The following is a 26,335-nucleotide window of genomic DNA, read 5'->3' as shown; positions in this document are numbered from 1 at the left end:
CAGTCCATGTCACTGCACGACTACAACGCCAAGCGCCGCTTCGACCAGACACCGGAACCGGCCGGCGAGACGTCTGCGCGCGCCAACACACAACCGATCTTCGTCGTGCAGCTGCACCACGCCAGCTCGCGCCATTACGACTTCCGTCTGGAAGCCGATGGCGTGCTCAAGAGTTGGGCAGTGCCGAAGGGTCCGTCGTTGCGCGTTGGCGAAAAACGCCTTGCGGTTCAGGTGGAAGATCATCCGTTGTCGTACGCCAGCTTTGAAGGTGATATCCCGCAAGGGCATTACGGTGCCGGGCATGTGGATGTCTTCGACCACGGCCATTGGCACTGCGAAGGCGATGCGTTGGCGGCGCTGGAGGCGGGCAAGCTGGAATTCGAGTTGCAGGGCACGCTGCTGCGCGGTGGCTTTGCGTTGGTGCGCACGCAAATGCGCGGCGGCAAACCGCAGTGGCTGTTGTTCAAGCGCATCGATGCCTATGCGGCCGATCTGGATGCCGATGCACTGGTGGCGCAGCAGGCCGCCGGTGCATCGGGTGTGGCAACTTCGGCAACGCGTGCCAAGACAGCGTCGGTGACAACGCGCGGCAAGGCTAGCCGTGCGCAACGTGTGCAGTCAGAAGCAATCGCCGAGACATCGAAAGTGACAAGCAAACGTGTGCGCTCAGGGCGTGCAGAATCCAAACAGTGGCGTACCCGCGCCCTGGCGCTGGACGGCGCGCGAGATGCGCCATGCCCAACCGAGCTGCGCGCGCAGCTGACCCTGCTGCGCGAGCAGGCGCCGGAGGGCGATCGCTGGTTGCACGAGATCAAGTGGGATGGCTATCGCCTGCTGGCCGATCTGGTCGATGGCAACGTGCAGTTGCGCTCACGCAACGACCAGGCCTGGACGCAGCGCTTTCCGGACGTGGTGCGCGCGTTGCAGGCATTGCCAGTGCGCGATGCGCGCCTGGATGGCGAGCTGGTGGTGCTGGACGCGCAAGGGCGCAGCGATTTCTCGGCGCTGCAACGCGCGCTCGATGGCAGCGTCACCCAGCCGCTGCGCTATATCGTGTTCGACCTGCTCGGGGTCGCCGGGGTGGATCTGCGCGAGACCCCGTTGCTTCAACGCAAGCAATTGCTGCGTGAGTTGCTGGGCGATCAACCGGGCACGCTGGCATTTAGCGACCATGTGATCGGTCACGGCCCGGAAGTGTTCGCGGCCAGCGCCGGCACCGGCTGGGAAGGCATCGTCAGCAAGTTGGCTGACGCCCCTTATCGCGAAGGACGCAGCGCCGATTGGGTCAAGACCAAGCACGCAGACAGCGACGAGTTCGTGGTGGTGGGCTACACCGACCCCAAGGGCGCACGTAGTGGTTTTGGCGCATTGCTGATGGCGCAACGCGACGGCAAGACGCTGCGCTATGTCGGGCGTGTAGGCACCGGTTTCGACGATGCCTTGCTCGGCAAGATCACCACGCTGTTGCAGGCGCTGCATAGCGACACCGCCACGCTGGAATTGCCCACGCACATCCCGGGGCGGCCACGCGATGTGCATTGGGTGCGACCGGTGTTGATCGCCGAGGTGGCGTTTCGCGGTTGGGCCAAGGAAGGGCTGCTGCGGCAAGCCGCGTTCAAGCGTTTGCGTGAGGACAAACCCATGAGCGAGTTGGGCGGCGATCGCGCCGCGCCGGGCCAGCCGCGTGCTGCGAGCAAAAGTGGCAGTGCGGCGACGGCCATTGCGCCTGCGTGCAAGACGGCGACGAAAAGAGCAACCAAAACGACAGTGGAAGCATCCACCAAGACAACCAGCAAACGCGTGCGTTCGACGGCATCGAAGACGACCGCCATATCGAAAACTGCAGTGCCCGGATCCAGGGCGTCGAAATCCGCAGCGTCCAAGTCCACTGAGTCCACATCCACGCCCACAGACGGCATCACCATCACTCATCCCGAGCGCGTGGTGTTTCCTGCGGTCGGTATCAGCAAGGGCGATGTGGCTGACTACTACCGCGCAGTGGCGCCGCTGGTGCTGGCGGAGATCGCAGGCCGCCCGTTGTCGCTGTTGCGCTGTCCCGACGGCGCCGGCGGCGAGTGCTTCTTCCAGAAGCACGAAGGTCGCCATCTGGGCGCGCATATCAAGGCGATTCCGCTAAAGCAAAAAAGCGGCACCGAGGACTACATCTACGTCGAAGATGCCGCCGGCCTGCTCGAGCTGGTGCAGATGAACACCCTTGAGCTGCATCCCTGGGGCGCGCAAATCGACGACCCGGAGCATCCGGATCGCCTGGTGTTCGACCTGGACCCCGGCGACGACGTGTCCTGGGCCGATGTGGTCGCCGCCGCGCGCGACATCCGCGCCAAGCTGCGCAGCGCAGGGTTGGAGAGCGCGGTGCGCCTGTCCGGCGGCAAGGGTCTGCACGTAGTGGTGCCGATCGTGCCGGAGGCGGGCTGGGAGCAGGCGCGCGATTTCTGCGAGGCGTTTGCACAGGCACTGGCAACGCACACCCCGGACCGCTACGTGGCGACCATGAGCAAGGCCAAGCGCCACGGCGTGATCTTCGTCGACTGGCTACGCAATGGGCGCGGTAACACCAGTGTGTGTTCGTGGTCGCTACGCGCCCGCGAAAAAGCCACCGTCGCCGTGCCGCTGCGCTGGGAAGAACTCGGCAAGATCAGCGGCCCGGACGCCTTCCCGATGGACAAGGCATTGCAACGTGCCAAGCGTCAACGCGCAGATCCATGGAAATCGGTGCTGGAGTTGCGGCAATACTTGCCCACCGGCGACGATAAGAACTAAGAGCGGCTAACAAACCTACTGCACAGCCCCACGCGGGCGCGGCCTGTGTTCGGAATCGGCATTACCACTCGTACACCCCGGTTCTGAGCGCGCTGTCCGCCCCCCACCTGACGAACGCTCGCTACGTTTTGTTAGCCGCTCTGAGTCGGAAGCTCAGGTCAAATGCCTGGTTGGTCGAGCGCGCGGTGCCCTCACCGCTCGCGGGACACGCCGCAAGTACGTCCATGTAGGCTCGGTGGCGGCATCCATGCCGCCACACGGTCCCGCAATCGGCGAGGACACCGCACCAGAAAGTTTGCGGGCTGTTTTATTGAAAGCTACGCACACCGACCATCTCGACTGGTCCTTGCCCGCCCACCGTCGCAGGACCTTACGCGGCATGGATGCCGCGTAAGAGCTTACAAGGACGTACTTGCAGCGTGTCCTGCGATGGTGGGCGGGCAAGGGCCCTGCAGCAAACTCACAGCGTCGAGGTCGCAGCGACGCCACCGCACCCGACAGTTTGCTGGCTGTTTATTGAAACTATGCGCACCGACCATCTCGACTGGTCCTTGCCCGCCTACCGTCGCAGGACCTTACGCGGCATGGATGCCGCGTAAGAGCCTACACGGACGTACTTGCGGCGTGTCCTGCGATGGTGGGCGGGCAAGGACCCCGCAGCCAAACCGCAGATCATCCGCTCTACAAACGACAGATCCGCACCGCTTAATCCCCGCAACACAACTGAGATCTCACAGTCTTAACTCCTGATTCGAATCTCATCAAGGCGAAACGGAAGTCTCCCGCGTCACTCGGCTCAACGCATCGCCACTGATCTCGGCAATCGAATGCGTGCCGGTCAAGGTCATTGCCACGCGCATCTCGCGTTCGATTAAGGTCAGCAGATTCTCCACACCGGCCTGGCCACCGGCTGCCAGCGCGTACACGAACGCACGCCCCAATAGCACCGCATCGGCGCCCAGCGCCAGCATGCGCACCACATCCAGCCCGCTGCGGATGCCCGAATCGGCCAGGATTTTCAGCTCACCCTTGACCGCATCGGCAATCGCCGGCAACGCCCGCGCACTGGACAGCACGCCGTCGAGCTGGCGGCCGCCATGGTTGGACACCACGATACCGTCGGCCCCGAAGCGCACCGCATCGCGCGCATCGTCCGGGTCCAGGATTCCCTTGATCACCATCGGCCCGGTCCAGAAGTCGCGGATCCATTCCAGATCCTTCCATGAAATCGACGGGTCGAAGTTCGCGCCCAGCCAGCCGATGTAATCCTGCAACCCGGTCGGGCTGCCGCGATACGCCGAGATATTGCCCAGATCGTGCGGCTTGCCGAGCAAGCCCACATCCCAGGCCCAGCGCGGATGCGTCACCGCCTGCAGCATGCGCCGCAGCGACGCGTTGGGCCCGCTCATGCCCGAGTGCGCATCGCGGTAGCGCGCGCCCGGCGTGGGCATGTCCACGGTGAACACCAGCGTGGTCACCCCGGCCGCCTTGGCGCGCTCCAGCGCATTGCGCATGAAGCCGCGGTCCTTGAGCACGTAGAGCTGGAACCACATCGGGCGCTCGATCGCCGGCGCCACTTCCTCGATCGGGCACACCGACACCGTGGACAACGTAAACGGAATCCCCCGCGCCGCCGCCGCACGCGCCGCCTGCACCTCGCCACGGCGCGCGTACATCCCGGTCAGCCCTACCGGCGCCAACGCCACCGGCATCGCCAGCGTCTCGCCGAACAGCTCGGTGCTCAAGCTCAGGTCGGACATATTGCGCAGCACCCGTTGGCGCAGCGCGATATCGGCCAGATCGGCGACATTGCGCCGCAAGGTGTGCTCGGCGTACGCACCGCCATCGATGTAGTGAAACAGGAACGGCGGCAAGCGCGCCTGCGCGGCGGCGCGGTAATCGGAAGCGGCAGAAATGATCATCGAAGACGCACGGCAGCTGCGGGGTAGCCGCTGAGTGTAAGACCATCGGTGTGGTGGGTGGACCGCGCTACAGCGTGCCTGGCGCAGCAGCAGGCCGATGCCGGGTGACTGGCGAGATGGACCAATGCGGCACGCTCGGCAAGTCGGCGTACTGCGCCAGCAGTGCACGCATTGCGGCTGCGGGCAAAGCGATAACAGGCGCCAGCTCAGCTTGCCGCATCACGGAAAAAGGCGCACCGACTCACCCGGCAGCAGCAAAGTGCCCATGAAATCCCAGCGGCACCGCATACGGCAACCAGGCCTGTGCGATCGGCCCGGCGTCCACGTGGCGTGCATCCAGCACCATCAGGCCGGTGCGCGCGCGGGTGGTGTCCAGCACGGTGCCGACCAGCCAGCCATCGTCTGGGCGGTCGCTGCCGGGGCGCGGCACGAACACGTGTTCTTCGGCCAGCATGTCCGGCCCGTAACGGTGCACCTGGCGACGGTCGCGGTCCAGATCGTAACTGGCCACCGCGTTGAGAAACGGCGATGCGGTGGGGCCATCGATGCACGGCGCATACAGCCGCGCGCCGCGCGTGCCGGGCGTACGCGCATCGAAGGTCGGCAGTTCCAGATTGTCCACCGCATGCGCCTGCCAGCGCGCGCGGCCGCTGCGTAGATCCAGGTGCAGGCTGCGCAGCTGCACCGGTGAGGGCGTGGCCGCCGGGTCGCCGTGCATCGCCGCCCGCAATGGCGAGCGCGCCTCCTCCGGGTCGGTGTGGACCAGCGCGCGCACCACGATACGGTTGCGATGTTCGTAGGCATCGGCGAAGTGATAGGCCACCGCGAAGTCGGCTTCGAACCAGCGCGGTTGGTCCAGCGCATCCTTGGGCACCACCGCAATCCGGCACGCGGCGTCGGGGGTGAAGCGCATCTGCTCGAAGAACGGGCCCTCGCCATCCAGCCGGCGGTAGGGCGCCAGCACGAAGATCAGATGCTGCTGCGTCATCGCAAAGCTGTGCAGGTAGCCCGGCGTGTCGGTCTGCAGCAGTTGCGCGCTGCGCAGCACCGCATCGGCGCCGATGTGCCAGATCAGCACCCCGGTGGCACCGATCACGCCGATCGAGCCGAAGTTCCAGGCACTGCCATCGCGGTCGATCAGCGGATGCGCCGAGAACGGCATCGCGGCCAGGTCGTCGCGCCAGGTCACCGGGCCGAGCGTGCCCAGCGCATCGGGATCCAGCTCGATCGCCGAGCCGGCCTCCCACAACGCGAACAGGCGCCCGTTGAGCATCGCCACCGAGGTATTGGCGGTGTTGACGTCGTCGTTGTTGCGCGCCGGTTGCTGGTCCGGCACCGCGGTGCCGGCCGCACGGTAGAGGAAGCGGCCTGCCTGCTGTTCCTGGGTGAACTTGTGGGTGGCCACCATGCGCGCGTGGTGCTGCACCTGGCCGCAATCCAGCCGCCAGCGGTGCACCATGCCGTCGCCGTCGAACCAGTGGTCGTAACGGAAGCCGGCGCGCTCGGTCCAGGCCGGGCCATTGCGGTACAAGCTGCCGGCCAGCCCCTCGGGCAGCGTGCCTTGCACCGCCACGCGGGTAGGGCCCAGGCTCGCCTGGGTGACGCTGCGCCAGCCCAGCAGCCACGGCGCGCGCTGCAGGCCGGCATGGAACTGCGCCGCCTCCATGGCCTGCGCCGGCAGGCTGCGCAGCGACCAACTGGCCAGCGCGGCACTGCCGGTGGCGGCCAACAGGGACTGCAGGAAGCGGCGTCGTTGCATGCGGATGTCCTCGCGTCTGGGCGGGTATCAGCGCATCTCGATGCTGATGCGCTTGCCGCCGGCCGGCAGCTCGAACACCGCCTCGTCGAAGGTCGGCTTGCGCATCGCGCGCGGATTGTTACTGAAGCCGTAGCCTTCCACCGGCATGCCGATCAGATTTGTATCGAGCTTACCGTTGGCGTTTTCGTCGTGATTGATCATTACTGCGTAGCGGCCGGGGGCAAGGTTCTTGAACTGGATGTGCGGCGTAGCGCTGGTGATCGGCACCGTTTGCGCCTGCACCGGCGGCTGTGCGCTCTCCAGCTGCGTAGCCGAGGCGATCACCGCAATGCGCAACTTGCCTTGTTGCGAACGCAGGCCACTGACGCCCACGTCCAGATCGGCGGCTTGAATGCCGGCGCTGCCGAGCAGGCCGACGAGTGCGACAACGACGTAGGTGCGGGCAAGCATGCAAGTCTCCTGACACGGGTGGGGATGCGACGCGTTGGGGGCGATGGTACGCAGCGCCTCGACCCGGCGGCGGTGGTGGCCGTCGCAGATCGCCCCACGCGTGGCTGACCACAGTGCGGCAACACGTCTGCCTGCATGCCACGTGGGCCGAACCCGTGTGCAAGCAGGCGAAGCGCTCCTCATCGCAGGCGCCAGACCGCTGCCTTTGCAACCCTCACCACACCAGCGGCAGCAGGCGCCGGCTCTGCGCCGCATACGCCGGGTACGCAACCGGAAACGCGCGCTGCAATGCGGCTTCTTCGATACGGATGCGGTGCAGGAAGACCCAGGTCACCGGCACCACGATCGCCGCCACCGACAACGCATTGCCCATGCCCAGCGCCAGCCCGTAAAAGGCCAGCAGCGCGCCGGTGTAGGAGGGATGGCGTAGCCAGCGATACGGGCCGCTGCGCACCAGCTGATGATCGGGCTGGATGGTCACATCCACCGTGAACCAGCGTGCCAGTACCTGGATGGCCCACACACGCAACGCCAGCCCACTGCCGATCAAGGCGCAGCCGGCCCACTGCAGCGGCGCGGCCCAGCCCTGCGGCCAATGGGCCAGGCCGCTGTAGGCCAGCACCACCGCCACCGCCACCGCTGCAGACAGCACGCGCCACAGGTGTTGCAGCGTGCCTTGATCGTGTGCGCCCCCATCGCTGGCGCGGCGGCGACGGCTGAGCAGCAGTTCGTAGCCGCCCCAGATCAGATTGAGCGCAAGAAACAGACTGGAAGCAGACATGGCGTGACTCCGTGGCGATGGGGTGGGTTGGTCATGCCAGTGTGCGCACGCACCGCATCCACGACAGGGGCCGCAGGTCATCGATCCCACCTGCCGGAAGTCACTTTCTGCATGCGCACCATTGCCGAGTGGCCGCGCGGCCGTCAGCATCGCCGCATGAACTCTTCCCTGCCGCATCTTTTGCATCCCCTGCGCCTGGCCGGCGCGTTCACCATTGCGGCGGTGGCGTTGTCGTTTATGCCCGATGCGTCAGCGCACGGCGCCTGGCGCTGGGGCGTGTTGGCCGGCTTCACCGCCTTGTTTCTGCTGCACTCCCTGTTGCGGCCGCTGCCTGCGTTGCGCAACGGCGCGTTGCTGCTGCAAGCGGTCCTGGCACTGCTGCTGGTGTGGATGGAGCCGCATGCCGGCACTGCGCCGGTGCTGCTGGTGTTGCTGGTGGCGCAGGCAGGGATGGCCTGGCCGCCGTTGCGCGTGCTGCTGTTGGCGCTGGCGTTGAACGCGGGCATGTACGCGGTGTTGGTGCAGGCCGGGTTCGATCGCGCCTTGTCGATCATCAGCATCTACGCCGGCTTCCAGGCCTTCGCCGCGCTCACCGCGCATTACGCGCGCACTGCCGAGCGTGCCCGCGATGCGCTGGCCTACGTCAATGCCGATCTGCTGGCAACGCGCGCGCTGCTGGCCGACAGCGCGCGCGATGCCGAGCGCCTGCGCCTGGCGCGCGAGTTGCACGACGTGGCCGGGCACAAACTCACCGCGATGAGCATCCATCTGCGCTTGCTGCGTGCCGACACCATGCTGGCGCCGCGCCAGGAGCTGGCGATGCTGGAAGGCCTTGCGCGTGAGTTGCTTGGCGACATCCGCAGCGTGGTGCAGTCGTTGCGCGACGATGCCGGGCTGGATCTGCACACCGCGCTGCATGCCCTGGCCGCGCCGTTTCCCAAACCGGTGCTGCAGCTGCAGATCGACCCGGCCGTACGCGTGAGCGACCCGCAAATCGCCGAAGCCCTGCTGCGGCTGGTACAGGAAGCGTTGACCAATGCAGCGCGCCATGGCGAGGCCGACACCGTGCAGGTGTCGCTGCACACCCGTGACGGCCAGCTGCACATCGACATCCAGGACGATGGCCACTGCGCCGAACAGATCCGCGAGGGCAACGGCATCGCCGGCATGCGCGAGCGGCTGGCGGCCTTGCATGGCCACCTGCAACTCGGCCGCGCCGCACACGGCGGCATGCAGTTGACCGCGAGGTTGCCGGCATGAGCGCGCGCCGCATCGCATTGGCCGACGACCAGGGGCTGGTCCGCGCCGGATTGCGCGCGCTGTTGCAGCAACAGGGCGTGGAGGTGGTCTGCGAGGCCGACGACGGCCAGAGCCTGCTGGACGCGCTCGTCATCAACACGGTGGACGTGGTGCTCAGCGACATCCGCATGCCCGGCCTGGACGGCATCCAGGCGCTGCAGCAATTGCGCGACCGGGGCGACCGCACGCCGGTGCTGCTGCTCACCACCTTCGACGACAGCGACCTGCTGCTGCGGGCGACCGAAGCCGGCGCACAGGGTTTCCTGCTCAAGGACGCCGCCCCGGAAGACCTGCGCGAGGCGATCGAACGGGTGGCCAACGGCGAGACCCTGCTGCAGCCGGTCAGCACCGACCCGGTGCGCGCCCGCTACCAGTTCCGCGACCAGCAGCCCCCGCGCGAGACCTTCAGCGAGCGCGAGGTGGCGATCCTGCGCCTGCTCGCGGGTGGCTATTCCAACAAGGAGATCGCCCGCACCCTGTTCCTGGCCGAGGGCACGGTGAAGAACTACGTCTCCACCATCCTGGAAAAGCTCGGCACCCGCGACCGCACGCGCGCGGTGTTGAAGGCGATCACGTTGCGGGTGATTTGAGGGTTGGGGAATCGGGAATGGGGAATGGGGAATTGGGAATTGGGAATGGGGATTAGGGAGTGGTCAGAGCGGTGCTGGAGCGGGCGCTGGCAGGGTGAGACCGGCGTTGAAGTCGAACCGCAAATCGGAAGCCGGAAGCCGGGAGCCCCTCTCCCTTCGGGAGAGGGGTTGGGGTGAGGGTACGGGGCGAAGCCACACGTGGAATGAGATGACACGAGGCTTCGCCCGTACCCTCATCCGCCCCTGCGGGGCACCTTCTCCCGGTGGGAGAAGGAACTGCACGTGGTCAGCCGGCTGTGACCAGCCGGGATGGCTTGGCATCTGCCTCCTCGCCTCTAGTCCCCAAGATTCGCCTTCGTCGATGGTGGCGCTAGCCCATTCGCCTCGGCCAAAAGGCGGAGCTATACGAGACTGTCACCGTCGCACGCAATGGTCAGGTCAATGCTCAGACACACCGCCACCACTTTGCATCACGCTATCCCACCAGATTGCATAACGTTGTTTCATAAAGGATTTCACGGCTTCGGCAGAATCAGCCAACAACCGTAAGGTTGCCGTCAGGTCGCACCAGCGGCCAGGCGAGAAGGTCGTCTGGCGGCCACCAACGCCGCTCGGGGACGCGCCGTGCTCCGGTCTGCCGCGGAGTCCGTCATGCGCCTGGTCCGATACCTGTTCGTGTTGATCGTCGTGCTGTCCACCAGTGCCTGGGCGGCACCTACCCAGCCCGAATTGCCGGGCAGCTGGCCCCGGGCCGCGCTGTTGACCCAACCCGCCACGGCCGAGCGTGACCTGCGGGTGGCCGTGGATCGCTGTGATCTGGCAGTGCAGGGAGCCGCGGCCGGAGCATGCGATAGCGCGGCCGCCCACTCCAATCAGCGCGGTTGCGCACAGGGCCTGGCGTGTCGGCAAGGGGCAGGGCGTGGAGCTGGCCGTAACGACCGCGACCGCATGCCTAGCGTGCTGGCAACACGCAGCCAGATCAACGTGGCTTTCAGCAACCTGTCTGATCGGGGATGACGGCACGCAGCTGCCGAAGTCGAATGCGACAGTCGGAATGCGGCACCGCACTGACAGACGCACCGGCAAGCGCCCAACCTCGGCGGCGTGACTGTCTGGGCTGAGTGCCTGCCGTTATCCAGTCCGCTTGCGACTTGGCGGCCGGCGTCGTCGTGGGGCAAGGCCCAACTGCCTGGTCCAGCACGCTGACTGCCTGGCGGCGAACCGCCAGACAGATGCCGGCGTGGGATTATTGCGGTGAGATTTGCGGATCGTTGCCGACCTGCGGGTCGCAGCTGAACAAGAGTTTGCGCTTCTCGTCTTCGATGATCACGGTCAAGAAAATCAGCGTCGCCTTGTTATTGCGATTGACGACCGACACGCTGCGCCCATCGTCGGCGATCTTCGGCTCCTCGAGCTGGTCGTGCGCGTCCGAACTCAGCAGACTGCGAATGCGAAACTGATAGGGCACGTCTACATCGAAACGGTAGACCAAGGTCACATCTTGTTGCCCCTTGCCCACCAGCAGCAGGTCCGGCGAGAAGCTGTAGAAATACTCGCCTTTCCCGGTGTTGCCGCCAAAATCTACACGCGCCACGGTGAGAGTGATGATGATGCTCGCGTTCTCATTCGATTCCGTCATGACTTGTCCTGTTCCTTGAATAGCGGGGCATAGAGGGAGACGAATCCCGGGTGGCGGTAGCCCGCGTGATACAGCCATCCGAGCTGTTGCGTAACGGCGCTGCGCTGGCCCAGGTGCACCTGCGCGCGAATCCAGGGGTCGAGCAGGTTCTTGTCGCGGCTGTTGGCGATGTCCTTGCCCAGCACCGCCACCGCGCGTTGCCACGCCGCGCGTGCACCGGCGCTGTTGCCGGCAGCGGCCTGCTGTTCGCCGTGCCAGACCAGCGCCTGGGCCAGGGCCGACAGGCCGAGCAGATCGTCGGGCCTGGCGCGATGCAACGCATCCAGCTGCGCAACGATCGGTGCAAGGCTGTCGGCATTCGTGTCCGAGCGGGCGGTGTGCACCCGCTGCAAGCGCAGCGCGATGATGGCGTCCAGCCATTGCCATTCCGGCAACGGTTGCGCCTGTTTCAGCACATCGGCCATGGTCTGGCGGGCCCGGTCGAGGTGGCGCTCGGCCAGATCGGGATGCCCGTCCAGAGCGGCCATCCAGCCGACCTGTGCGTCGGCGTGCGCCAGATCGCGGCGCCAGGCGACATTGTCCGGTTGCAACGCTACCAGTGCCTGCAGCATGCGCACGCTGTCCTGCGCATCGGCCTGCGCCTGCACCAGATGGCCGCGCGCCAGTGCCAGGTTGGAGGTGCGGATCAGCGATCCGGCCAGACGCCGCCGCCAGGCATGCGCGTCGGGATCTTGTTCGACCAGTGCGCCCAGCATGGCGATCTGCTCGCGGTAGCCCTGCTCGGCGGGTGCCAGCAAACCCTGCATCTCCTGCGTCAGGCTGAGCCAGGACAAGCTGTCGACCAGTTCGTAACGCAGCGATGCGTTGTCTGGCGTGCGTGCCAGCAACTGGCGTTTGAGTGCGATCGAGCGCGCGAAGAAACCGATCGCGGCGTTGGTCTGGCCTTGCTCCTTGGCCAGCGTGCCAAGGTTGTTGAGTGCGTAGGACAGCTCCAGTTGCCAGCGCGGATCCTGCGGCGCGGTGCGCACCAGCCATTCGCAGGCCGCCAGATACTGCGACCAATACCGGTGCGCCAGCGGCAACTGCTTGCCTTTGTAGGCAAGGTCCCCCAGCCAATATGCGGTTTGCCCGGTTTCGGCGTGCGCCTCCAACGACGCGGGCGCACGCACACGCGCCTGCTCGGCCGTGGCAGCGGCACGCGTGAATGCCGCATGCGCTTCGTCCAATTTTCCCTGATTCATCAGCACTTCGCCGGTGGTGCGCAGGGCGCGTGCGTGGTTGATCAGATCGCCGGGCTGCATGCTCGCGTTGGGCAGGCCCTCCAGATAGTGCAGCGCGCGGCTGCCCACGCTGTCGAGCAGTTTGAGGTTGCCCACCGTGCGCAATTGCTCGGCCAGATCGCCCAGCATGTAGCTCACCAGTTGCTGGGCCTGGTCGCGGCGTTGTTCGGCCACTTGCTGCGCTTGCCGCGCTTGCCAGCCGAGCAGCATCGAGGCGCTTGCCAGCACCACCAACAACGTCGCCGCCACCGCATACATCCCGCGCCGTTGCCGCTGCGAGCGCTCGCAGGCATGCAGGAACGCGTGATCCACCGCGCCCAACTCCTGCGGCATGCGCCGCGCCGCCTCGCGTGCTTCGCTCAACGGGCGCCCGCTGTTGAGCAGATGATCGGTGCGCCGGCCTTCGGCGGCCCAGCGCTGTGCGGCCAGTTGCAGGCGTTTGTGGGCCTGCAGCAGGCGGCGGTTTTCGTGGATCCATTCGGCCGCGCGCGGCCATTGCCGCAGCAAGGCCTCGTGCGCAACCGCAAACCCCGGCTCGCCTGCGACCAGTTCGCTGACGAACAACCGCGCATGCACGAAGGCATCCACCAGCACGCGTGCGGCGCTGTTCTGGGGCAATGCCGACCACAACGCACGCCGCGCGGTCACCGCATCGCTGTCGGGATGGATCACGCTCAGCAACGTCAGCACCTCACCCAGCGCGGCCTGCGCGGTGGCCGGCAAGGCACGGAAGGTGTGTTCGGCATGGTGCGCCAACGCGCCTTCCAGCCCACCCAATGCGCGGTAGGCCGCAAAGGTCAGCAGCCCATCGTCGCTGCGTTGCGCGTGCAGTGCATGCAACAAGTGCTGCAGCAACGGCAAGGCATCGGGCTGGCGCGCGGTGGCGTCGCGCAGCACATCGTCCAGGCGGCTGGCGCTGTCGCGGTCTTCTTCGAAGCGCAGCCCGGCCATCGCCGCAGGCACGCGGATGATCTGGCCAATCTCGCCATCGCGTGGCGGTAATAAATCCACATGCCCGTCGCCACGTTTGAGCTCCACGATCTGCGGCAAAGCATCGATCAGGCGCGGATAGAAATCGCTGCGGGTGAGCATCAACACCGCCACCTGCGCGCTGCTGCACAACGATTGCAATGCGGCCGCCAAAGCGGCGCGGTCGGCATCGGTGATACCGGGGGTGGCCACCATAGCTTCGGCATGGTCGATCACCAACAGCAGATGGCGTTGGGTCTGCAGGCTGTCGCGCGCCGGGGCGCTCTGGCGCATCGCCTCGCCGATGGCCGCATGCAGTGGTGCAGGGCGTTGCAACCAATCGGGCAGCAGCGCCGTCTGCGCTGGCGAAAACACCGCGCGCTCGCCCGGCGCCCAGTCGCCGAGTGCGCGTGCCAGTGTGTCGAGGACATCGCCGCCGCGGCATTGCGCCAGGTTGCAATACGCCACCGCCACCGCTTCCAGACCATCCAGGCCGCCGGGCTGCGACAGCAATGGCACCACGCCCGCCCGCAACAACGAGGTCTTGCCGCAGCCGCTGGCACCGCTCACCAGCACCAGCCCGCGTTGGCTGTGCAATTGCGCGCGCAGCGCGCCCAGCACCTGCGCAATCGCATGGCTACGGCCGAAAAACACCGCGGCGTGCGCGGGGTCGAACGCCTGCAGCCCCACATACGGGTTGCCGTGTCCCCACACCTGCGTGCCGATCACCGCACCGCGGTAATCCTCGGGAAAGATCACCTTCGGCAGCAGCCGGTAACCGCGCTTGCGGATGGTTTCGATGTAGCGCGGTTGGCGGCTGTCGTCGCCGAGCTTGCGGCGCAGCTGGGCGATGGTCTTGTGCACCGGGTTGTCGCCGTAAAAGCTGCCGTGCCAGACCTCGATCAACAACTGCTCGGCGCTGATGACCTCGCCAGCGCGCTCGGCCAGCGCGATCAGCACTTCCATCATGCGCGGTTCCAGCGTGATGGTCTGGCCGTCGTCGATCAGCGCAAGCCGTTCCGGTTCGACCAGTAATGGTCCAAGCCGAAACCGTGGGACGGAGCTCAGCTGCGTGACGCGCTCGCTTCGTAGAGACATCGCTCGGATACCGGTCGCACAGCTGGAAGGGACCTCGACGATCGCCAACAGGCGCAGCCAGGCACGGCACGGCAGGCGCAAAAAATAGCACAGGCAGCCCGGCAGGAAATCGATGGTGATCGCTGTTCGTTCGCGGCCGTGCGCTGAAGATGCATGCGTTGCACGCCACACCGTGTGGCGATACCGGCGTCTTCACGCACATCCATACAGCAGCGTGTGTTGCGTATCAGGCTGTTTCGCGCGCAGCCCACCGATTAAGATGCCGCCAGCATCTTGCTGACGAGGAGTACACGTTGATCATCCATCCCAAAGTGCGCGGCTTCATCTGCACCACCACGCATCCGCTTGGCTGCGAGCGCAATGTGCTCGAGCAGATCGCCGCCACGCGCGCGCACGGCGTGCGTAGCGACGGCCCGAAGAAGGTGCTGGTGATCGGCGCGTCCAGCGGCTATGGCCTGGCTTCGCGCATCACCTCCGCTTTCGGATTCGGCGCCGACACGCTGGGCGTGTTCTTCGAAAAGCCCGGCACAGCCACCAAGGCCGGTACCGCCGGCTGGTACAACTCGGCCGCCTTCGACAAGCATGCCAAGGCCGCAGGTCTGTACAGCAAGTCGATCAATGGCGATGCGTTTTCCGATGCCGCGCGTGCGCAGGTGATCGAGCTGATCAAGACCGAGATGGGCGGCCAGGTCGACCTGGTGGTGTATTCGCTGGCCTCGCCGGTGCGCAAGCTGCCAGGCAGCGGCGAAGTGAAGCGCTCGGCGCTCAAGCCGATTGGGCAGACCTACACCGCCACCGCTATCGACACCAACAAGGACGCCATCATCCAGGCCTCGATCGAGCCGGCGACAGAGCAGGAGATCGAAGACACCATCACCGTGATGGGCGGGCAGGATTGGGAGCTGTGGATCGACGCGCTGGAAGGCGCCGGTGTGCTCGCCGATGGCGCGCGCAGCGTGGCCTTCAGCTATATCGGCACCGAGATCACCTGGCCGATCTACTGGCACGGCGCATTGGGCAAGGCCAAGGTGGATCTGGACCACACCGCGCAGCGCTTGAATGCGCGCCTGGGCAAGCACGGCGGCAGCGCCAATGTGGCGGTGCTCAAGTCGGTGGTGACCCAGGCCAGTGCGGCCATTCCGGTGATGCCGCTTTATATCTCCATGGTCTACAAGATCATGAAGGAAAAGGGCCTGCACGAAGGCACCATCGACCAGCTGGACCGCCTGTTCCGCGAGCGCCTGTATCGCGAAGACGGCCAGCCTGCCGAGGTGGACGACGAAAACCGCCTGCGCCTGGACGACTGGGAACTGCGCGACGACGTGCAGGACGCCTGCAAGGCGTTGTGGCCGCAGGTCACCACCGAGAACCTGTTCGCCCTCACCGATTATGCCGGCTACAAGCACGAGTTCCTCAAGCTGTTCGGCTTCGAGCGCAGCGACGTGGATTACGACGCCGAGGTGGAGACGGACGTGAGGTTCGATTGCATCGAGTTGGCTTGATCGCCGGGAGTCGGGAGTCGGGATTTGGGATTCGCAAGAGCGGTGGGCACCACTACCACTACCACTGAGCTTGGCGGGTCCGACTGCGTTGCCTCAGGGACAATCGCCTCCCGCCGGTTGTCTTCAGATTGATGTTACGAATCCCCACTCCCGAATCCCAAATCCCAGCCCCCAATGGACAAACTGATCGCTATCCTGGTGCTGGCCCTCTTGGTCAGCGTGACCTGTGCCGTGCTGCTGCGTTTCGTCAAGCTGCACTGGTCACTCAAGGCAATCTGCAATTTTGTGATCACCACCGCCGTCGTCTGTGCCGTGGTCATGCAGGACGGCTCGGCGCCAGACTTGCAGTTCGCACTGATGCTCACGCTGTTTTTCAGCGTACCGGCGTCGCTGTGCGTTGTGCTGCTGAGCGCAGCGCTGAAATGGATCATCAACAAACGCCGCGCACCTGCGCCCGCCTGAAACGCGTGAGCGCAGCGAGCAATACGTAGAAAGCATCTGCCCGCCGCCCGCGATCGCGCATCACATCGCACAATCGCGCGTCAGCTCTGAGCGCACCGCGCGCTGTTAGCAACAAACCTGGCTAGAGCGCTGAAAGCCAGCGCTCTTACATGCTCTTACGATTCCCCAATCCCGACTCCCCAATCCCAGCTTTTCACCGCCTCACATCAAACCGCGCATCGCCCACACAGGCCTGCACATCGGCCACCGAGAGTGGATTGAAATCGCCGGGAATCGAGTGTTTCAAACACCCCGCCGCCAGGCCGAAGCGCACCGTGTCCTCCAGCGACCAGCCTGCGATCAGGCCATGCAGCACGCCGGCCGCGAACGCGTCGCCGCCACCGATGCGGTCGATGATCGGTGTCAGTTCTTCGCTCGGCGCACGTGCCACTTCACCGCTGCGCGGCACCAGCATCGCGCCCAGGCTGTGGTGGTCCACGTTGTGCGCTACGCGCTGCGTGCAGGCCATCAACTGAAGTTGCGGGAACGCCGCGAAGGCCTGCTGCGCGGCGGCTTCCACGCGCGCTTCCAGCGTGTCCTGCGGGAACTCGCCACCGAGCACCACACCGATGTCGCGGTAGTCGGCAAACACCACATCCGCACAGTCGAACAGCTGGTGCAGGATGCCGCGTGCATCGCCCTGCCAGCGTTGCCATAACTTGGGCCGGTAGTTGCCGTCGAACGAGACCTTGACCCCGGCTGCACGTGCGGCGCGCGCGGCCGCCAGCGTCGCCTGCGCCACATCGGCGCCCAGCGCTGGGCTGACCCCGGACAGATGCAGCCACTGCACGCCCTCAAGCAGGCGCGGCCAGTCGTAGGCATCGGCCGGCGCCAATGCAAACGCCGAATCGGCGCGGTCGTAGACCACCTCGCTGGGGCGATGGATCGCACCGGTGGTCAAAAAGTACAGACCCATACGGCCGTCCACGCGCCGCACATGCCGCGTGTCCACGTCGTGCCGCCGTAGTTCGCCCAGCACTGCCGCACCCAGCGGGTTGTCCGCCACCGTGCTGACCATGGCCACCTCGTGGCCGAAATGCGCCAGCGACACGCCAACGTTGGCCTCCGCCCCACCGCAATGCACATCCAGCCGAGGCTGCTGCAGCAGCAGCTCGTGACCAGGCGCCCCCAGGCGCAACAACAACTCTCCAAAGCACAGGATGCGGGCACGACTCATGCGGCAATTACCTCGTCTGTGTAGTGCGTCACGGGGTGGGGAGACCGGGACGCGTCAGGATGACCATCGGTGTCATTCTAGCCGTCGCGATAGACGGCCAATCACAAGAATAATGCGACGTGTAGGGGCTGGTTGCACCCCTTTTGTGCAAATTAGGTGAGGTTTTCTGCTGCGCTGCAAGATGTTGAACGGCGATTCAGCTGGTAACGTCGTTTTGACCAGCGGTGTCATTACCGCCCACACCCCCGCTATTTCACGTTGTTCATGGACCCTTGGGAGGGGAGGACATGCAATTTCGGACCACCAACCGGAAGACACCGGTTACCTTGCTTGCACTGTCGATCGGCCTTGCGCTGAGCGGCCATGCGGCTGCACAGGACGCCGCCCAGGTACCCACCGAGCCAACGGTCGACCTCGACGCCGTCACCGTCACCGGCTATCGCGCCTCGGTGGAAAAGGCCCTGGACATCAAGCGCGGCGAAGCCGGCGTGGTCGATGCCATTGTCGCTGAGGACATTGGCAAGTTCCCCGACCTCAACCTGGCCGAATCGCTGCAGCGCATCCCCGGCGTGGTGATCACCCGCGATGCCGGCGAAGGCCGCAACATCTCCGTGCGCGGCTTAGGCCCTGACTTCACCCGCGTGCGCGTCAACGGCATGGAAGCGCTCACCACGGTGGGCGGTTCGGACCAGTCCGGCGGCTCCAACCGCGGCCGCGGCTTCGACTTCAACGTGTTCGCCTCGGACCTGTTCACCCAGTTGATCGTGCGCAAGACCGCGCAGGCCGATGTGGAAGAAGGCTCGCTGGGCGCCACCGTCGACCTGCGTACCGCGCGCCCGTTCGACTACGAAGGCCTCACCATCGCCGCCAGCGGCCAGGCCGCCTACAACGCGATGTCCGAGAAGGCCAACCCGCGCGTGGCCGGCCTGATCTCCAACACCTGGGCCGACAACACCTTCGGCGCGCTGGTGTCGGTGGCCTACACCGAGCGCGAGCTGCTGGAAGAAGGCAGCAACAGCGGTCGCTGGGCCAATGGCCCGAGCAACGGCAACTTCGCCGCCAGCCCGGCGTTCCCGCAGGCGCGCGATGCCAACGTGTTCCATCCGCGCTTCCCGCGCTACACCTTGATGGAGCACAAGCAGGAGCGCATCGGCGTGACCAGCTCGCTGCAATGGGCGCCGAGCGATTCCACCGAGTTCTCGCTGGACGGTCTGTATTCCAAGATCGACGCCAAGCGCAGCGAAAACTATATCGAGGCGATCTCCTTCAGCCGTGGCGCCGCGCAGGGCGGCAAGCCGCAGACCATCGTCAACGACGGCTTTATCGATCCGGCTACCGGTGCGATGTTGTACGGCAACTTCGACAACGTCGACGTGCGCTCGGAAAACCGTTACGACGAATGGAACACCGTCTTCAAGCAGCTCTCGTTGACCGGCGAGCATCGCTTCAGCGACGTGTTCAAGATCAGCGGCATGGTCGGCACCTCGAGCTCAAAGCACGAGAACCCGATCCAGACCACGGTGATCATGGACAAGCTCAACGTCGATGGGTACTCCTACGACTATCGCGGCAACAGCCGCAAGCCGGTGTTCAATTACGGCATCAACCCCACCGACCCCAATGGCTGGACCCTGGCCGAACTGCGCCTGCGTCCGCAACAGGTGCAAAACGACTTCGACACCGGCAGCCTGGATTTCGACTGGAGCGTGAGCCCCGGGTTCCGTCTGAAGGGTGGCGTGCTGGCCAAGAACTACACCTTCTCCACCAAGGAATTCCGCCGCGCTTCCGAAGTGGCGGTGCCCACCTTCGCCGATGGCACCCGCATCGTGCCGGCCGACCTGACCGAGCAAACCGGATTGAGCGCCATCAAGGGCTCGCCCAACACCTGGGTGGTGCCGAATCTGGATGCGGTGGCCGATGCGCTGGGCATCTATAGCGGCACCGGCACCTTTGCGCTGGCCGAGCGTGCGGTGAACACCCGCAGCGTCACCGAGCAGGATCGCGGCGCGTATCTGCAGGGCGATTTCTCCTTCGATATCGGCGCGATCCCGTTCTCGGGCAATCTGGGCGTGCGCTATGTGCGCACCAAGCAGGAGTCCACCGGCTTTGCCACCGTCGGCTCCGCACTCGTGCAGACCACCGCAGAGCGCGAGTACAACAACACGCTGCCATCGATGAACCTGGTGGCCGAAGTCAGCCCGGATTTTCTGGTGCGCTTCGGTGCGGCCAAGGTGATGTCGCGTCCGGGCCTGGGTAGCCTGACGCCGGGTGTCACGGTCAACGTCAGCGGCGGTGCGCGCACCGTGAGTGGCGGCAATCCGAATCTGGACCCGATTCTGGCCGACACCTACGACCTGGGCTTCGAGTGGTATTTCCAGGAAGGTGCATTGCTTGGCCTTGGGCTGTTCTACAAGGACATCGAAAGCTTCGTGCAGACCGCACGCGACGTGCGTCCGTATTCCTCCAGCGGCCTGCCGGTGAGCCTGCTCGACGGTACCGGCGCCGGCGTCAACGACGACTTCGTCTTCAGCGTGCCGCTGAATACGCCCGGTGGCGATCTCAAGGGTCTGGAAGCCAATTACACCCAGCCTTTCAGCTGGTTGCCGGGCGTCTGGAGCAATCTGGGTATCCAGCTCAACTACACCTACGTCGATTCGCAGATCCAGTATCTGACCACCAGCGGCGCGGCATCGCTGGAAACCGATCTCACCGGTCTATCGAAGAATGCGTACAACGCCACGCTGTTCTACGAAGGCGAAAAGTTCGCCGGACGCGTGTCGGCCACGCATCGCGACGATTATCTGACCCAGGTGCCGGCAACCGAAACCGGCTTCGACGTGCACGGGATGAAGGCCACCACGATGATCGACGCCTCGCTGCGCTACAAGTTCGACGACAAGATCGAGCTGAGCCTGGAAGGCATCAATCTGACCAACGAAGTGGCCGACGAATGGGTCGGTGCGGCCGCGCAGTTGCCGCTGCAATACAGCGAAACCGGCCGGCAGTTCCTGCTGGGCGTGCGCTACAAGTTCTAACCGCTGTCTACCCGCTGCGCACGCGCGCAGCGGGCCCTATTCCAACGCTTGATCGCCTTGTATGCGGTGCACTGGTGCACGCATGCAACGCGGTGGGCGTGATGTTTGAAAGCCTCCAGCAACTCTGTAGTGCGCGGTTGCGCAGCAGGCGTGTTGGTCGCTCATTGCGACGCCATGGCCTTGGGGGGCTGAGCGCGTCATTGCAGCCAGTGCCAGGGAGAGAGCCGCCTCATGCAAGCCCGTTCGTGTCGTCCTGCCCATGCGGCAGGCGCCTGCCTGTCCGCCGCGCGGTTGTCGGTGGCCATCGTCCTGGCCTTGCACGGTGCCGGCGCTGCCGCGCAAACCGTCGGCCCGCCGACCACACCTACCGATGCGGTGGATCTGGACCGTGTGCAGGTCAAGGCCACCTATCGCGAAAGCCTGCAGCAATCGCTGGACGCCAAGCGCTACAGCGTGGAGCAGGTGGATGCGATCTATGCCGAAGACATCGGCAAGTTTCCCGATCTGAATCTGGCCGAATCGATGCAACGCATCGCCGGTGTTTCCATCGACCGCGAAGGCGGCGAGGGCAAGCAGATCTCCGTGCGCGGCCTGGGTTCGGATTTCACCCGCGTGCGCATCAACGGGCTGGAAGCGCTGGCCACTGCCGGCAGCGGCAGCGATGGCGTCAACCGCAGCCGCGGCTTCGACTTCAATACCTTTGCCTCCGAACTCTTCAGCCGCGTCACCATCAGCAAGACCCAATCGGCGCAGATGGATGAAGGCTCATTGGGTGCCACCGTCGACCTACGCGGCTCGCGCCCGTTCGACTTCGACGGCTTCGAAGCGGCGGCCTCCACGCAATACGGCTACAACGATCTCTCGCGCGAAAAGGACCCGCGTTTTTCCGGCCTGATCAGCAACATCTGGGCCGATGGCCGCGTTGGCGCCTTGATGTCGGTGTCCTACAGCGAGCGCCACTTGCGCGAAGAAGGCTACAACCCGGTGCGCTGGGAGCACGGCAACTACCGCAACTCCAACCAGAGCACCGCCGCCAACAACGGCACCTACGGCTTCTGTTCGCCGGTGGGCTACAACCCGCAGACCCCGCGCAACCCGCTGGCCAACGAAACCCTGGCCGGCGTCGGCTCGCAGGCCAACCAGGACCGCAACAACGGCTGGGGCAGCTACGGCATCAGCGCCGCCAATTGCGGCACCGGCATCCCGCGCCCGGCCAACACGCCGGAGAACATCCAGGCCTACGAGACCGCCACCGACGCGTGGATTCCGCGTTACCCGCGCTATATCCGCACCGATCACGAGATCAAGCGCCTCGGCGTTACCGGCGCGCTGCAATTCAAGGTCAGCGACGACACCCTGCTGAACTTCGACATGCTGTATTCCAAGCTGGACAAGGACCAGCGCGAAGACTCGGTCGGTGCCAACCTGCACCGCACCGCCAACTTCGGCGGCAAGACCCAGATCGCCGTGCGCGAGGCGCAGGTGGACGACCAGAACCGCCTCACCTACGGCGTGTTCGACAACGTCGACTTCCGCACCGAATCCAGCAACATCGAAGAATCCACAGAGTTCAAGCAATTCAGTCTGGATCTGCAGCACCGCTTCAACGATCAGGTGCGCGTGAATGCATTGGTCGGCCACTCGACCTCGGACTACGAGCGCCCCGAGTTTTCGATGGTGAGTTTCGACAACACCAATCTCGATGGTTTTGTGCTCGACCGGCGCAACGGTGGCGACTACCCCAGCATGAGTTTCCCGTTCGATGCGGGTAACCCCAACAACTGGCAATGGCTGGGCTATGGCGCAGTGCCGGTCAACAGCAACGGCACCGCGCGCGGTACCAACATCAGCGAGGTGCGGCTCAACCCGCAGTCGGTGAACAACACCTTCGACACCGCCAAGGTGGATCTGGAATTCAACATCAGCCCCACCTTCACCTTCCGCACCGGGCTGACCTACAAGAACTACGACATGGACACGTCGGAGTCGCGCAACATCTCCTACGGGCGATTGGCGCAGGCATTGCCGGCCGGCGTGGGCGTGAATGAGCTGAGCACCAACCTGGATGGCTTCGGCCGCAGCTTGAACGGCAGCTTCCCCACCACCTGGGTGATTCCGGATTTTCAGAAAGTCGCCGACCTGCTCAACATCAATTGCAACTGCGATACCGGCGTGCCTGGTGGCGATTACCGCCTGGCCGATGTGGGCCACTTCGGCTCGTCCAACAACAATTTCGCGGTCAACGAAAAGAGCCTGGGCACCTACCTGCAGCTCGATTTCAACACGGATCTGTGGGGCCGCGCGCTGCGCGGCAACCTGGGCGTGCGCTATGTGCAGACGCAGATCGCCGCCAGCGGTTATGCGCCGTGCACGGCCACCGCAGCCGGCGCGATTTCGCCTGCGTGCGAGTCGTTCTTCGGCGTGGCCAGCGCCACCGCCGCAGCCGGCGAGCGCCTGCTGGTGCCCACCACGGTCAACCATAATTACCGCGACATCCTGCCCTCGTTGAATCTGTCCTGGGATGTCAGCGACGAGGTTGTACTGCGCTTCGGTGCGGCCAAGACCATGGCGCGCCCCACGCTGGCCTATCTGTCGCCCAGCGTCAGCGGCGGGCCCACCCAGTTCTTCGACGACGGGCGGTTTTTCTCGATCAACCTGGGCAACCCCAAGCTCGACCCGTTCCGCTCCACCAACTACGACCTCAGCGCCGAGTGGTATTTCCGCGAAGGCTCGCTGTTGTCGGCGGCGGTGTTCTACAAGGACATCGACAGCTACGTGCAGCGCACCCGCGTGCTCAGCACCTGGGAGGCGATGGGCTACTCGCTGGATCTGCTGCCCGCCGGCTTTACGCCGGACACCATCTTCAATGTGCAGAGCTACTTCAACACGCCCGGCGGCCCGCTCAAGGGCTTCGAGCTGACCTACCAGCAGGCCTTCGACTTTTTGCCCGGCTTCTGGCGCAATTTCGGCATCCAGCTCAACTACACCCAGGTCGATTCCAAGATCAATTACCTGTTCAGTACCGCAGGCAGCAGCAACACCAGCATCACCACCACCGCCACCGAGCGCGATCTGCTCAACCTCTCGCCGCAGTCCTACAACGCCACCGTCTATTACGACGACGGCCGCTTCAGTGCGCGCGTGTCCACCAGTTACCGCGACGGCTACATCAACAACATCCTCGCCCAGGAAGACGTCTACGACCTGGACGGCAGGCGCCTGGTCACGGCCGACGTGACCGGCAAATACAGCGTGGAAAACGTGGATTTCAACATGTCCTACAAGCTCAACGACCAGCTGTCGCTGACGTTTGAGGCCATCAATCTGCTCGACACCCCCGACCGCCGCTACGTCGATTCCACGCTGGAACTGCCCGACAAGTACACCGTCACCGGGCGCCAGTACTACATCGGCGCGCGCTACAAGTTCTGACAGGAGAACAGCAATGCAACCGCATCGCAGGATCGTGTTACGTACTCTCGCTGCCACCGCCTTGCTGGCGGGGCTGTCGCTCGGCAGCACCGCCGCCATCGCTGCCGACCCGGTCTACACCGTGGCCAAGCAGGGCAGCGCCGGCTACCGCACCGTACAGGCCGCCATCGACGCCGCCGTGCAGGGCGGCAAACGCGCGCAGATCAACATCGGCGCCGGCACCTACCAAGAACTGATCGTGGTGCCGTCCAACGCACCGGCGCTCAAGCTCACCGGTGCCGGCCCCACCCAGACCATCATCACCTACGACAACTACGCCTCGCGCATCAATCCGGCCACCGGCACCGAGTACGGCACCTCCGGCTCGTCCAGCGTCATCATCGCCGGCAACGACTTCACTGCGGAAAAACTCGCCTTCGGCAATCACGCCGGCCCGGTCGGGCAGGCGGTGGCGGTGCGTGTGGATGGCGACCGCGCCGCGTTCCGCAATGTGCGCTTCCTCGGTTATCAAGACACGCTGTATCTGCGCGGCGCCAAGCTGTCGTATTTCCTCGACTGCTATGTCGAAGGCACTGTGGACTTCGTGTTCGGCGCCGGCACCGCCTTGTTCGAAAACGTGCAACTGCACTCGCTGGGCGATGGCTATCTCACCGCCGCCTCCACCCCGCAGGAAAGCGCGCGCGGCTTCGTATTCCGCAATGCCCGCGTCACCGCTGCCAGCGGCGTCTCGCGCGTGCACCTGGGGCGCCCGTGGCGGCCGTATGCCAGCGTCAGCTTCATCAGCAGCCAGCTGGGCGCACACATCCTGCCCGAGGGCTGGAACAACTGGGGCAACGCCGCCAACGAGGCCACTGCCCGCTACAGCGAATACCAGAGCAGCGGCAACGGCGCCAACCCGTCGCGCCGCGTGAAGTGGTCGCGCCAGCTCACCGCTGCGCAGGCCGCCGCGCTGGACCGCAACACCATCCTGGGCAGCTGGAGGCCGTTCTGATGATCCGCTTATCGACAATCGCATTCACCACCGCGTTGCTGCTCGCACCGCTGTCGGCCATGGCCGACAAGATCGCCGACAACATGTTGCTGCTGCAGACCGCCTCCGGCGGTTGGTCCAAGCAATACAAGGGCGTCGCCGTCGACTACAACCGCACCTTTACCGCTGCCGAAATCGCCGAGCTGCAACAGCCGGGGCGCAAGGACGACGCCACCATCGACAACAAGGCGACCACGTACGAAATCACGTACCTGTCCACCGCCTTCAAGAATGAAAAGAACGCCAAGTACATCGCCGCCGCACGCCGTGGCGTGGACTACCTGCTCAAGGCGCAATACGCCAATGGCGGCTGGCCGCAGTTCTATCCGGACCTGTCGTCCTACCACCATCAGATCACCTACAACGACGATGCGATGGTACGCGTGCTCAACCTGCTGCAGGACATCGGCGAGGGCAAGGCCGACACCGGCGCGCAACTGCGCAGCAGCCACGGCGCACGCGCAGTGCAGGCGGTGGCCAAGGGTCTGGAATGCGTGCTTGCTACCCAGGTCAAGATCGGCGGCACGCTCACCATCTGGGGCGCGCAATACGACGAGGTCACGCTCAAGCCGGCCAAGGCGCGTGCGTATGAACTGGCCTCGTTGTCGTCCAGCGAGTCGGTGAGCATCGTGCGGTTTCTGATGCGCCAGCCCAACCCCTCGGCCAAGATCAAGACCGCGGTGCAAGCGGCCGGTGTCTGGTTCGACACCCATCGCATGCGCGATCTGGCCACCAAGAAAATCGACGACCCCACCCAGGAAACCGGCAAGGACGTGATCCTGGTTGCGCAACCGGGTGCATCGCTATGGGCACGCTTCTACGACCTGCAGAATCAACGCCCCTTGTATGCCAACCGCGACGGCAAGGCCTTGACCGACTACATGCAGGTGCCCAACGAGCGCCGCGTGGGCTACGCCTGGCATGGCACCTGGCCGGACAAGTTGTTGAAGGATGAGATCCCCAAGTGGAAGGCCGCAAACGGGCTGTAGTGGACGCAGCCATCGCACCACCGCACGCGGCGCATAGTGGCGCGCGCAGCACGCAGGCACCGCATGTACTCTCGTACGTGCCGGCCCGCTTGCTCGCTGCC

General features: G+C 65.2%; 17 protein-coding genes and 1 other RNA gene. 11 read left to right on the top strand and 7 right to left on the bottom strand.

Annotated elements, in window-relative coordinates; all coding sequences use genetic code 11:
* The first annotated feature begins 6 nt into the window (after positions 1-6).
* Both ligD and AC1KVG_RS07265 read left to right on the top strand, forming a co-directional pair.
* Positions 7-2,781 carry a DNA ligase D gene (gene ligD / locus AC1KVG_RS07270; protein ID WP_481093950.1) on the top strand — a complete coding sequence of 925 codons (2,775 nt, stop codon included), beginning with the start codon at positions 7-9 and terminating at the stop codon, positions 2,779-2,781.
* 60 nt (positions 2,782-2,841) lie between these two features.
* A non-coding RNA gene (locus AC1KVG_RS07265) (sX9 sRNA) lies at positions 2,842-2,918 on the top strand.
* A 624-nt stretch (positions 2,919-3,542) separates the two neighbouring features.
* Here the strand turns inward: AC1KVG_RS07265 and lldD are convergent.
* The 4 genes from lldD to AC1KVG_RS07245 form a co-directional block, all read right to left on the bottom strand.
* Positions 3,543-4,703 carry an FMN-dependent L-lactate dehydrogenase LldD gene (gene lldD, locus AC1KVG_RS07260; protein ID WP_481093949.1) on the bottom strand — a complete coding sequence of 387 codons (1,161 nt, stop codon included), beginning with the start codon at positions 4,701-4,703 and terminating at the stop codon, positions 3,543-3,545.
* A 241-nt stretch (positions 4,704-4,944) separates the two neighbouring features.
* Positions 4,945-6,462, bottom strand: coding sequence for a carotenoid oxygenase family protein (locus AC1KVG_RS07255; RefSeq protein ID WP_481093948.1), 1,518 nt, complete (start codon positions 6,460-6,462; stop codon positions 4,945-4,947).
* A 27-nt stretch (positions 6,463-6,489) separates the two neighbouring features.
* A complete protein-coding gene (locus AC1KVG_RS07250; protein WP_481093947.1) occupies positions 6,490-6,912 on the bottom strand; it encodes a DUF2141 domain-containing protein in 423 nt (140 codons plus the stop codon).
* A gap of 214 nt (positions 6,913-7,126) precedes the next feature.
* On the bottom strand, positions 7,127-7,693 hold the full coding sequence (locus AC1KVG_RS07245) for a methyltransferase family protein (RefSeq protein WP_268213612.1): 567 nt from the start codon (positions 7,691-7,693) through the stop codon (positions 7,127-7,129).
* 33 nt (positions 7,694-7,726) lie between these two features.
* Here AC1KVG_RS07245 and AC1KVG_RS07240 point away from each other — a divergent pair, with 33 nt between their 5' ends.
* The 3 genes from AC1KVG_RS07240 (at position 7,727) to AC1KVG_RS07230 (ending at position 10,599) form a co-directional block, all read left to right on the top strand.
* Positions 7,727-8,953, top strand: coding sequence for a sensor histidine kinase (locus AC1KVG_RS07240; RefSeq protein ID WP_481093946.1), 1,227 nt, complete (start codon positions 7,727-7,729; stop codon positions 8,951-8,953).
* Positions 8,950-9,582: a response regulator transcription factor gene (locus AC1KVG_RS07235; protein ID WP_481093945.1), complete on the top strand. Its 633-nt coding sequence runs from the start codon at positions 8,950-8,952 to the stop codon at positions 9,580-9,582. Before AC1KVG_RS07240 ends, AC1KVG_RS07235 begins: the two co-directional genes overlap by 4 nt.
* A 651-nt stretch (positions 9,583-10,233) precedes the next feature.
* Positions 10,234-10,599, top strand: a complete 366-nt coding sequence (locus AC1KVG_RS07230; protein WP_481093944.1) for a hypothetical protein — start codon at positions 10,234-10,236, stop codon at positions 10,597-10,599.
* Positions 10,600-10,828: 229 nt separating this feature from the next.
* On the opposite strand, the gene AC1KVG_RS07225 is transcribed toward AC1KVG_RS07230, so the two are convergent.
* Positions 10,829-11,221: a hypothetical protein gene (locus AC1KVG_RS07225; protein ID WP_104551557.1), complete on the bottom strand. Its 393-nt coding sequence runs from the start codon at positions 11,219-11,221 to the stop codon at positions 10,829-10,831.
* On the bottom strand, positions 11,218-14,568 hold the full coding sequence (locus AC1KVG_RS07220) for an nSTAND1 domain-containing NTPase (protein ID WP_481093943.1): 3,351 nt from the start codon (positions 14,566-14,568) through the stop codon (positions 11,218-11,220). Before AC1KVG_RS07220 ends, AC1KVG_RS07225 begins: the two co-directional genes overlap by 4 nt.
* Before the next feature lie 293 nt (positions 14,569-14,861).
* On the opposite strand from AC1KVG_RS07220, the gene fabV reads away from it, so the two are divergent.
* Both fabV and AC1KVG_RS07210 read left to right on the top strand, forming a co-directional pair.
* Positions 14,862-16,070 (top strand): enoyl-ACP reductase FabV, encoded by a 1,209-nt coding sequence (gene fabV / locus AC1KVG_RS07215; RefSeq protein WP_481093942.1) that lies wholly within the window; start codon positions 14,862-14,864, stop codon positions 16,068-16,070.
* A gap of 174 nt (positions 16,071-16,244) precedes the next feature.
* Positions 16,245-16,532, top strand: coding sequence for a hypothetical protein (locus AC1KVG_RS07210; protein WP_481093941.1), 288 nt, complete (start codon positions 16,245-16,247; stop codon positions 16,530-16,532).
* 193 nt (positions 16,533-16,725) lie between these two features.
* Here the strand turns inward: AC1KVG_RS07210 and AC1KVG_RS07205 are convergent, their stop codons facing one another.
* On the bottom strand, positions 16,726-17,748 hold the full coding sequence (locus AC1KVG_RS07205) for a PfkB family carbohydrate kinase (protein WP_481093940.1): 1,023 nt from the start codon (positions 17,746-17,748) through the stop codon (positions 16,726-16,728).
* Between the two features lie 287 nt (positions 17,749-18,035).
* On the opposite strand from AC1KVG_RS07205, the gene AC1KVG_RS07200 reads away from it, so the two are divergent.
* The 4 genes from AC1KVG_RS07200 to pelA all read left to right on the top strand — a co-directional run bounded on the left by AC1KVG_RS07200 (position 18,036) and on the right by pelA (position 26,234).
* Positions 18,036-20,783, top strand: a complete 2,748-nt coding sequence (locus AC1KVG_RS07200) for a TonB-dependent receptor (protein WP_481093939.1) — start codon at positions 18,036-18,038, stop codon at positions 20,781-20,783.
* A gap of 231 nt (positions 20,784-21,014) precedes the next feature.
* Positions 21,015-24,215 (top strand): TonB-dependent receptor, encoded by a 3,201-nt coding sequence (locus AC1KVG_RS07195; RefSeq protein WP_481093938.1) that lies wholly within the window; start codon positions 21,015-21,017, stop codon positions 24,213-24,215.
* Positions 24,216-24,228: 13 nt separating this feature from the next.
* Complete coding sequence (locus tag AC1KVG_RS07190; protein WP_481093937.1) at positions 24,229-25,206, top strand: pectinesterase family protein; 978 nt, start codon at positions 24,229-24,231, stop codon at positions 25,204-25,206.
* Complete coding sequence (gene pelA / locus AC1KVG_RS07185) at positions 25,206-26,234, top strand: pectate lyase (RefSeq protein ID WP_481093936.1); 1,029 nt, start codon at positions 25,206-25,208, stop codon at positions 26,232-26,234. The genes AC1KVG_RS07190 and pelA overlap by 1 nt, the downstream gene beginning before the upstream one ends.
* Positions 26,235-26,335 lie beyond the last annotated feature (101 nt).

It is taken from the genome of Xanthomonas sp. NCPPB 3959 (assembly GCF_056675575.1).
This window is presented reverse-complemented; position numbering and strand designations above follow the sequence as displayed.

Coding starts and splice junctions, on each gene's coding strand:
- AC1KVG_RS07210 (WP_481093941.1), top strand. CDS start 16,245: ATGGACAAACTGATCGCTATCCTGGTGCTGGCCCTCTTGGTCAGCGTG.
- pelA (WP_481093936.1), top strand. CDS start 25,206: ATGATCCGCTTATCGACAATCGCATTCACCACCGCGTTGCTGCTCGCA.
- lldD (WP_481093949.1), bottom strand. CDS start 4,703: ATGATCATTTCTGCCGCTTCCGATTACCGCGCCGCCGCGCAGGCGCGC.
- AC1KVG_RS07235 (WP_481093945.1), top strand. CDS start 8,950: ATGAGCGCGCGCCGCATCGCATTGGCCGACGACCAGGGGCTGGTCCGC.
- AC1KVG_RS07190 (WP_481093937.1), top strand. CDS start 24,229: ATGCAACCGCATCGCAGGATCGTGTTACGTACTCTCGCTGCCACCGCC.
- AC1KVG_RS07200 (WP_481093939.1), top strand. CDS start 18,036: ATGCAATTTCGGACCACCAACCGGAAGACACCGGTTACCTTGCTTGCA.
- ligD (WP_481093950.1), top strand. CDS start 7: ATGTCACTGCACGACTACAACGCCAAGCGCCGCTTCGACCAGACACCG.
- AC1KVG_RS07195 (WP_481093938.1), top strand. CDS start 21,015: ATGCAAGCCCGTTCGTGTCGTCCTGCCCATGCGGCAGGCGCCTGCCTG.
- AC1KVG_RS07225 (WP_104551557.1), bottom strand. CDS start 11,221: ATGACGGAATCGAATGAGAACGCGAGCATCATCATCACTCTCACCGTG.
- AC1KVG_RS07205 (WP_481093940.1), bottom strand. CDS start 17,748: ATGAGTCGTGCCCGCATCCTGTGCTTTGGAGAGTTGTTGTTGCGCCTG.
- AC1KVG_RS07220 (WP_481093943.1), bottom strand. CDS start 14,568: ATGTCTCTACGAAGCGAGCGCGTCACGCAGCTGAGCTCCGTCCCACGG.
- AC1KVG_RS07240 (WP_481093946.1), top strand. CDS start 7,727: ATGCCAGTGTGCGCACGCACCGCATCCACGACAGGGGCCGCAGGTCAT.
- AC1KVG_RS07250 (WP_481093947.1), bottom strand. CDS start 6,912: ATGCTTGCCCGCACCTACGTCGTTGTCGCACTCGTCGGCCTGCTCGGC.
- AC1KVG_RS07245 (WP_268213612.1), bottom strand. CDS start 7,693: ATGTCTGCTTCCAGTCTGTTTCTTGCGCTCAATCTGATCTGGGGCGGC.
- AC1KVG_RS07230 (WP_481093944.1), top strand. CDS start 10,234: ATGCGCCTGGTCCGATACCTGTTCGTGTTGATCGTCGTGCTGTCCACC.
- AC1KVG_RS07255 (WP_481093948.1), bottom strand. CDS start 6,462: ATGCAACGACGCCGCTTCCTGCAGTCCCTGTTGGCCGCCACCGGCAGT.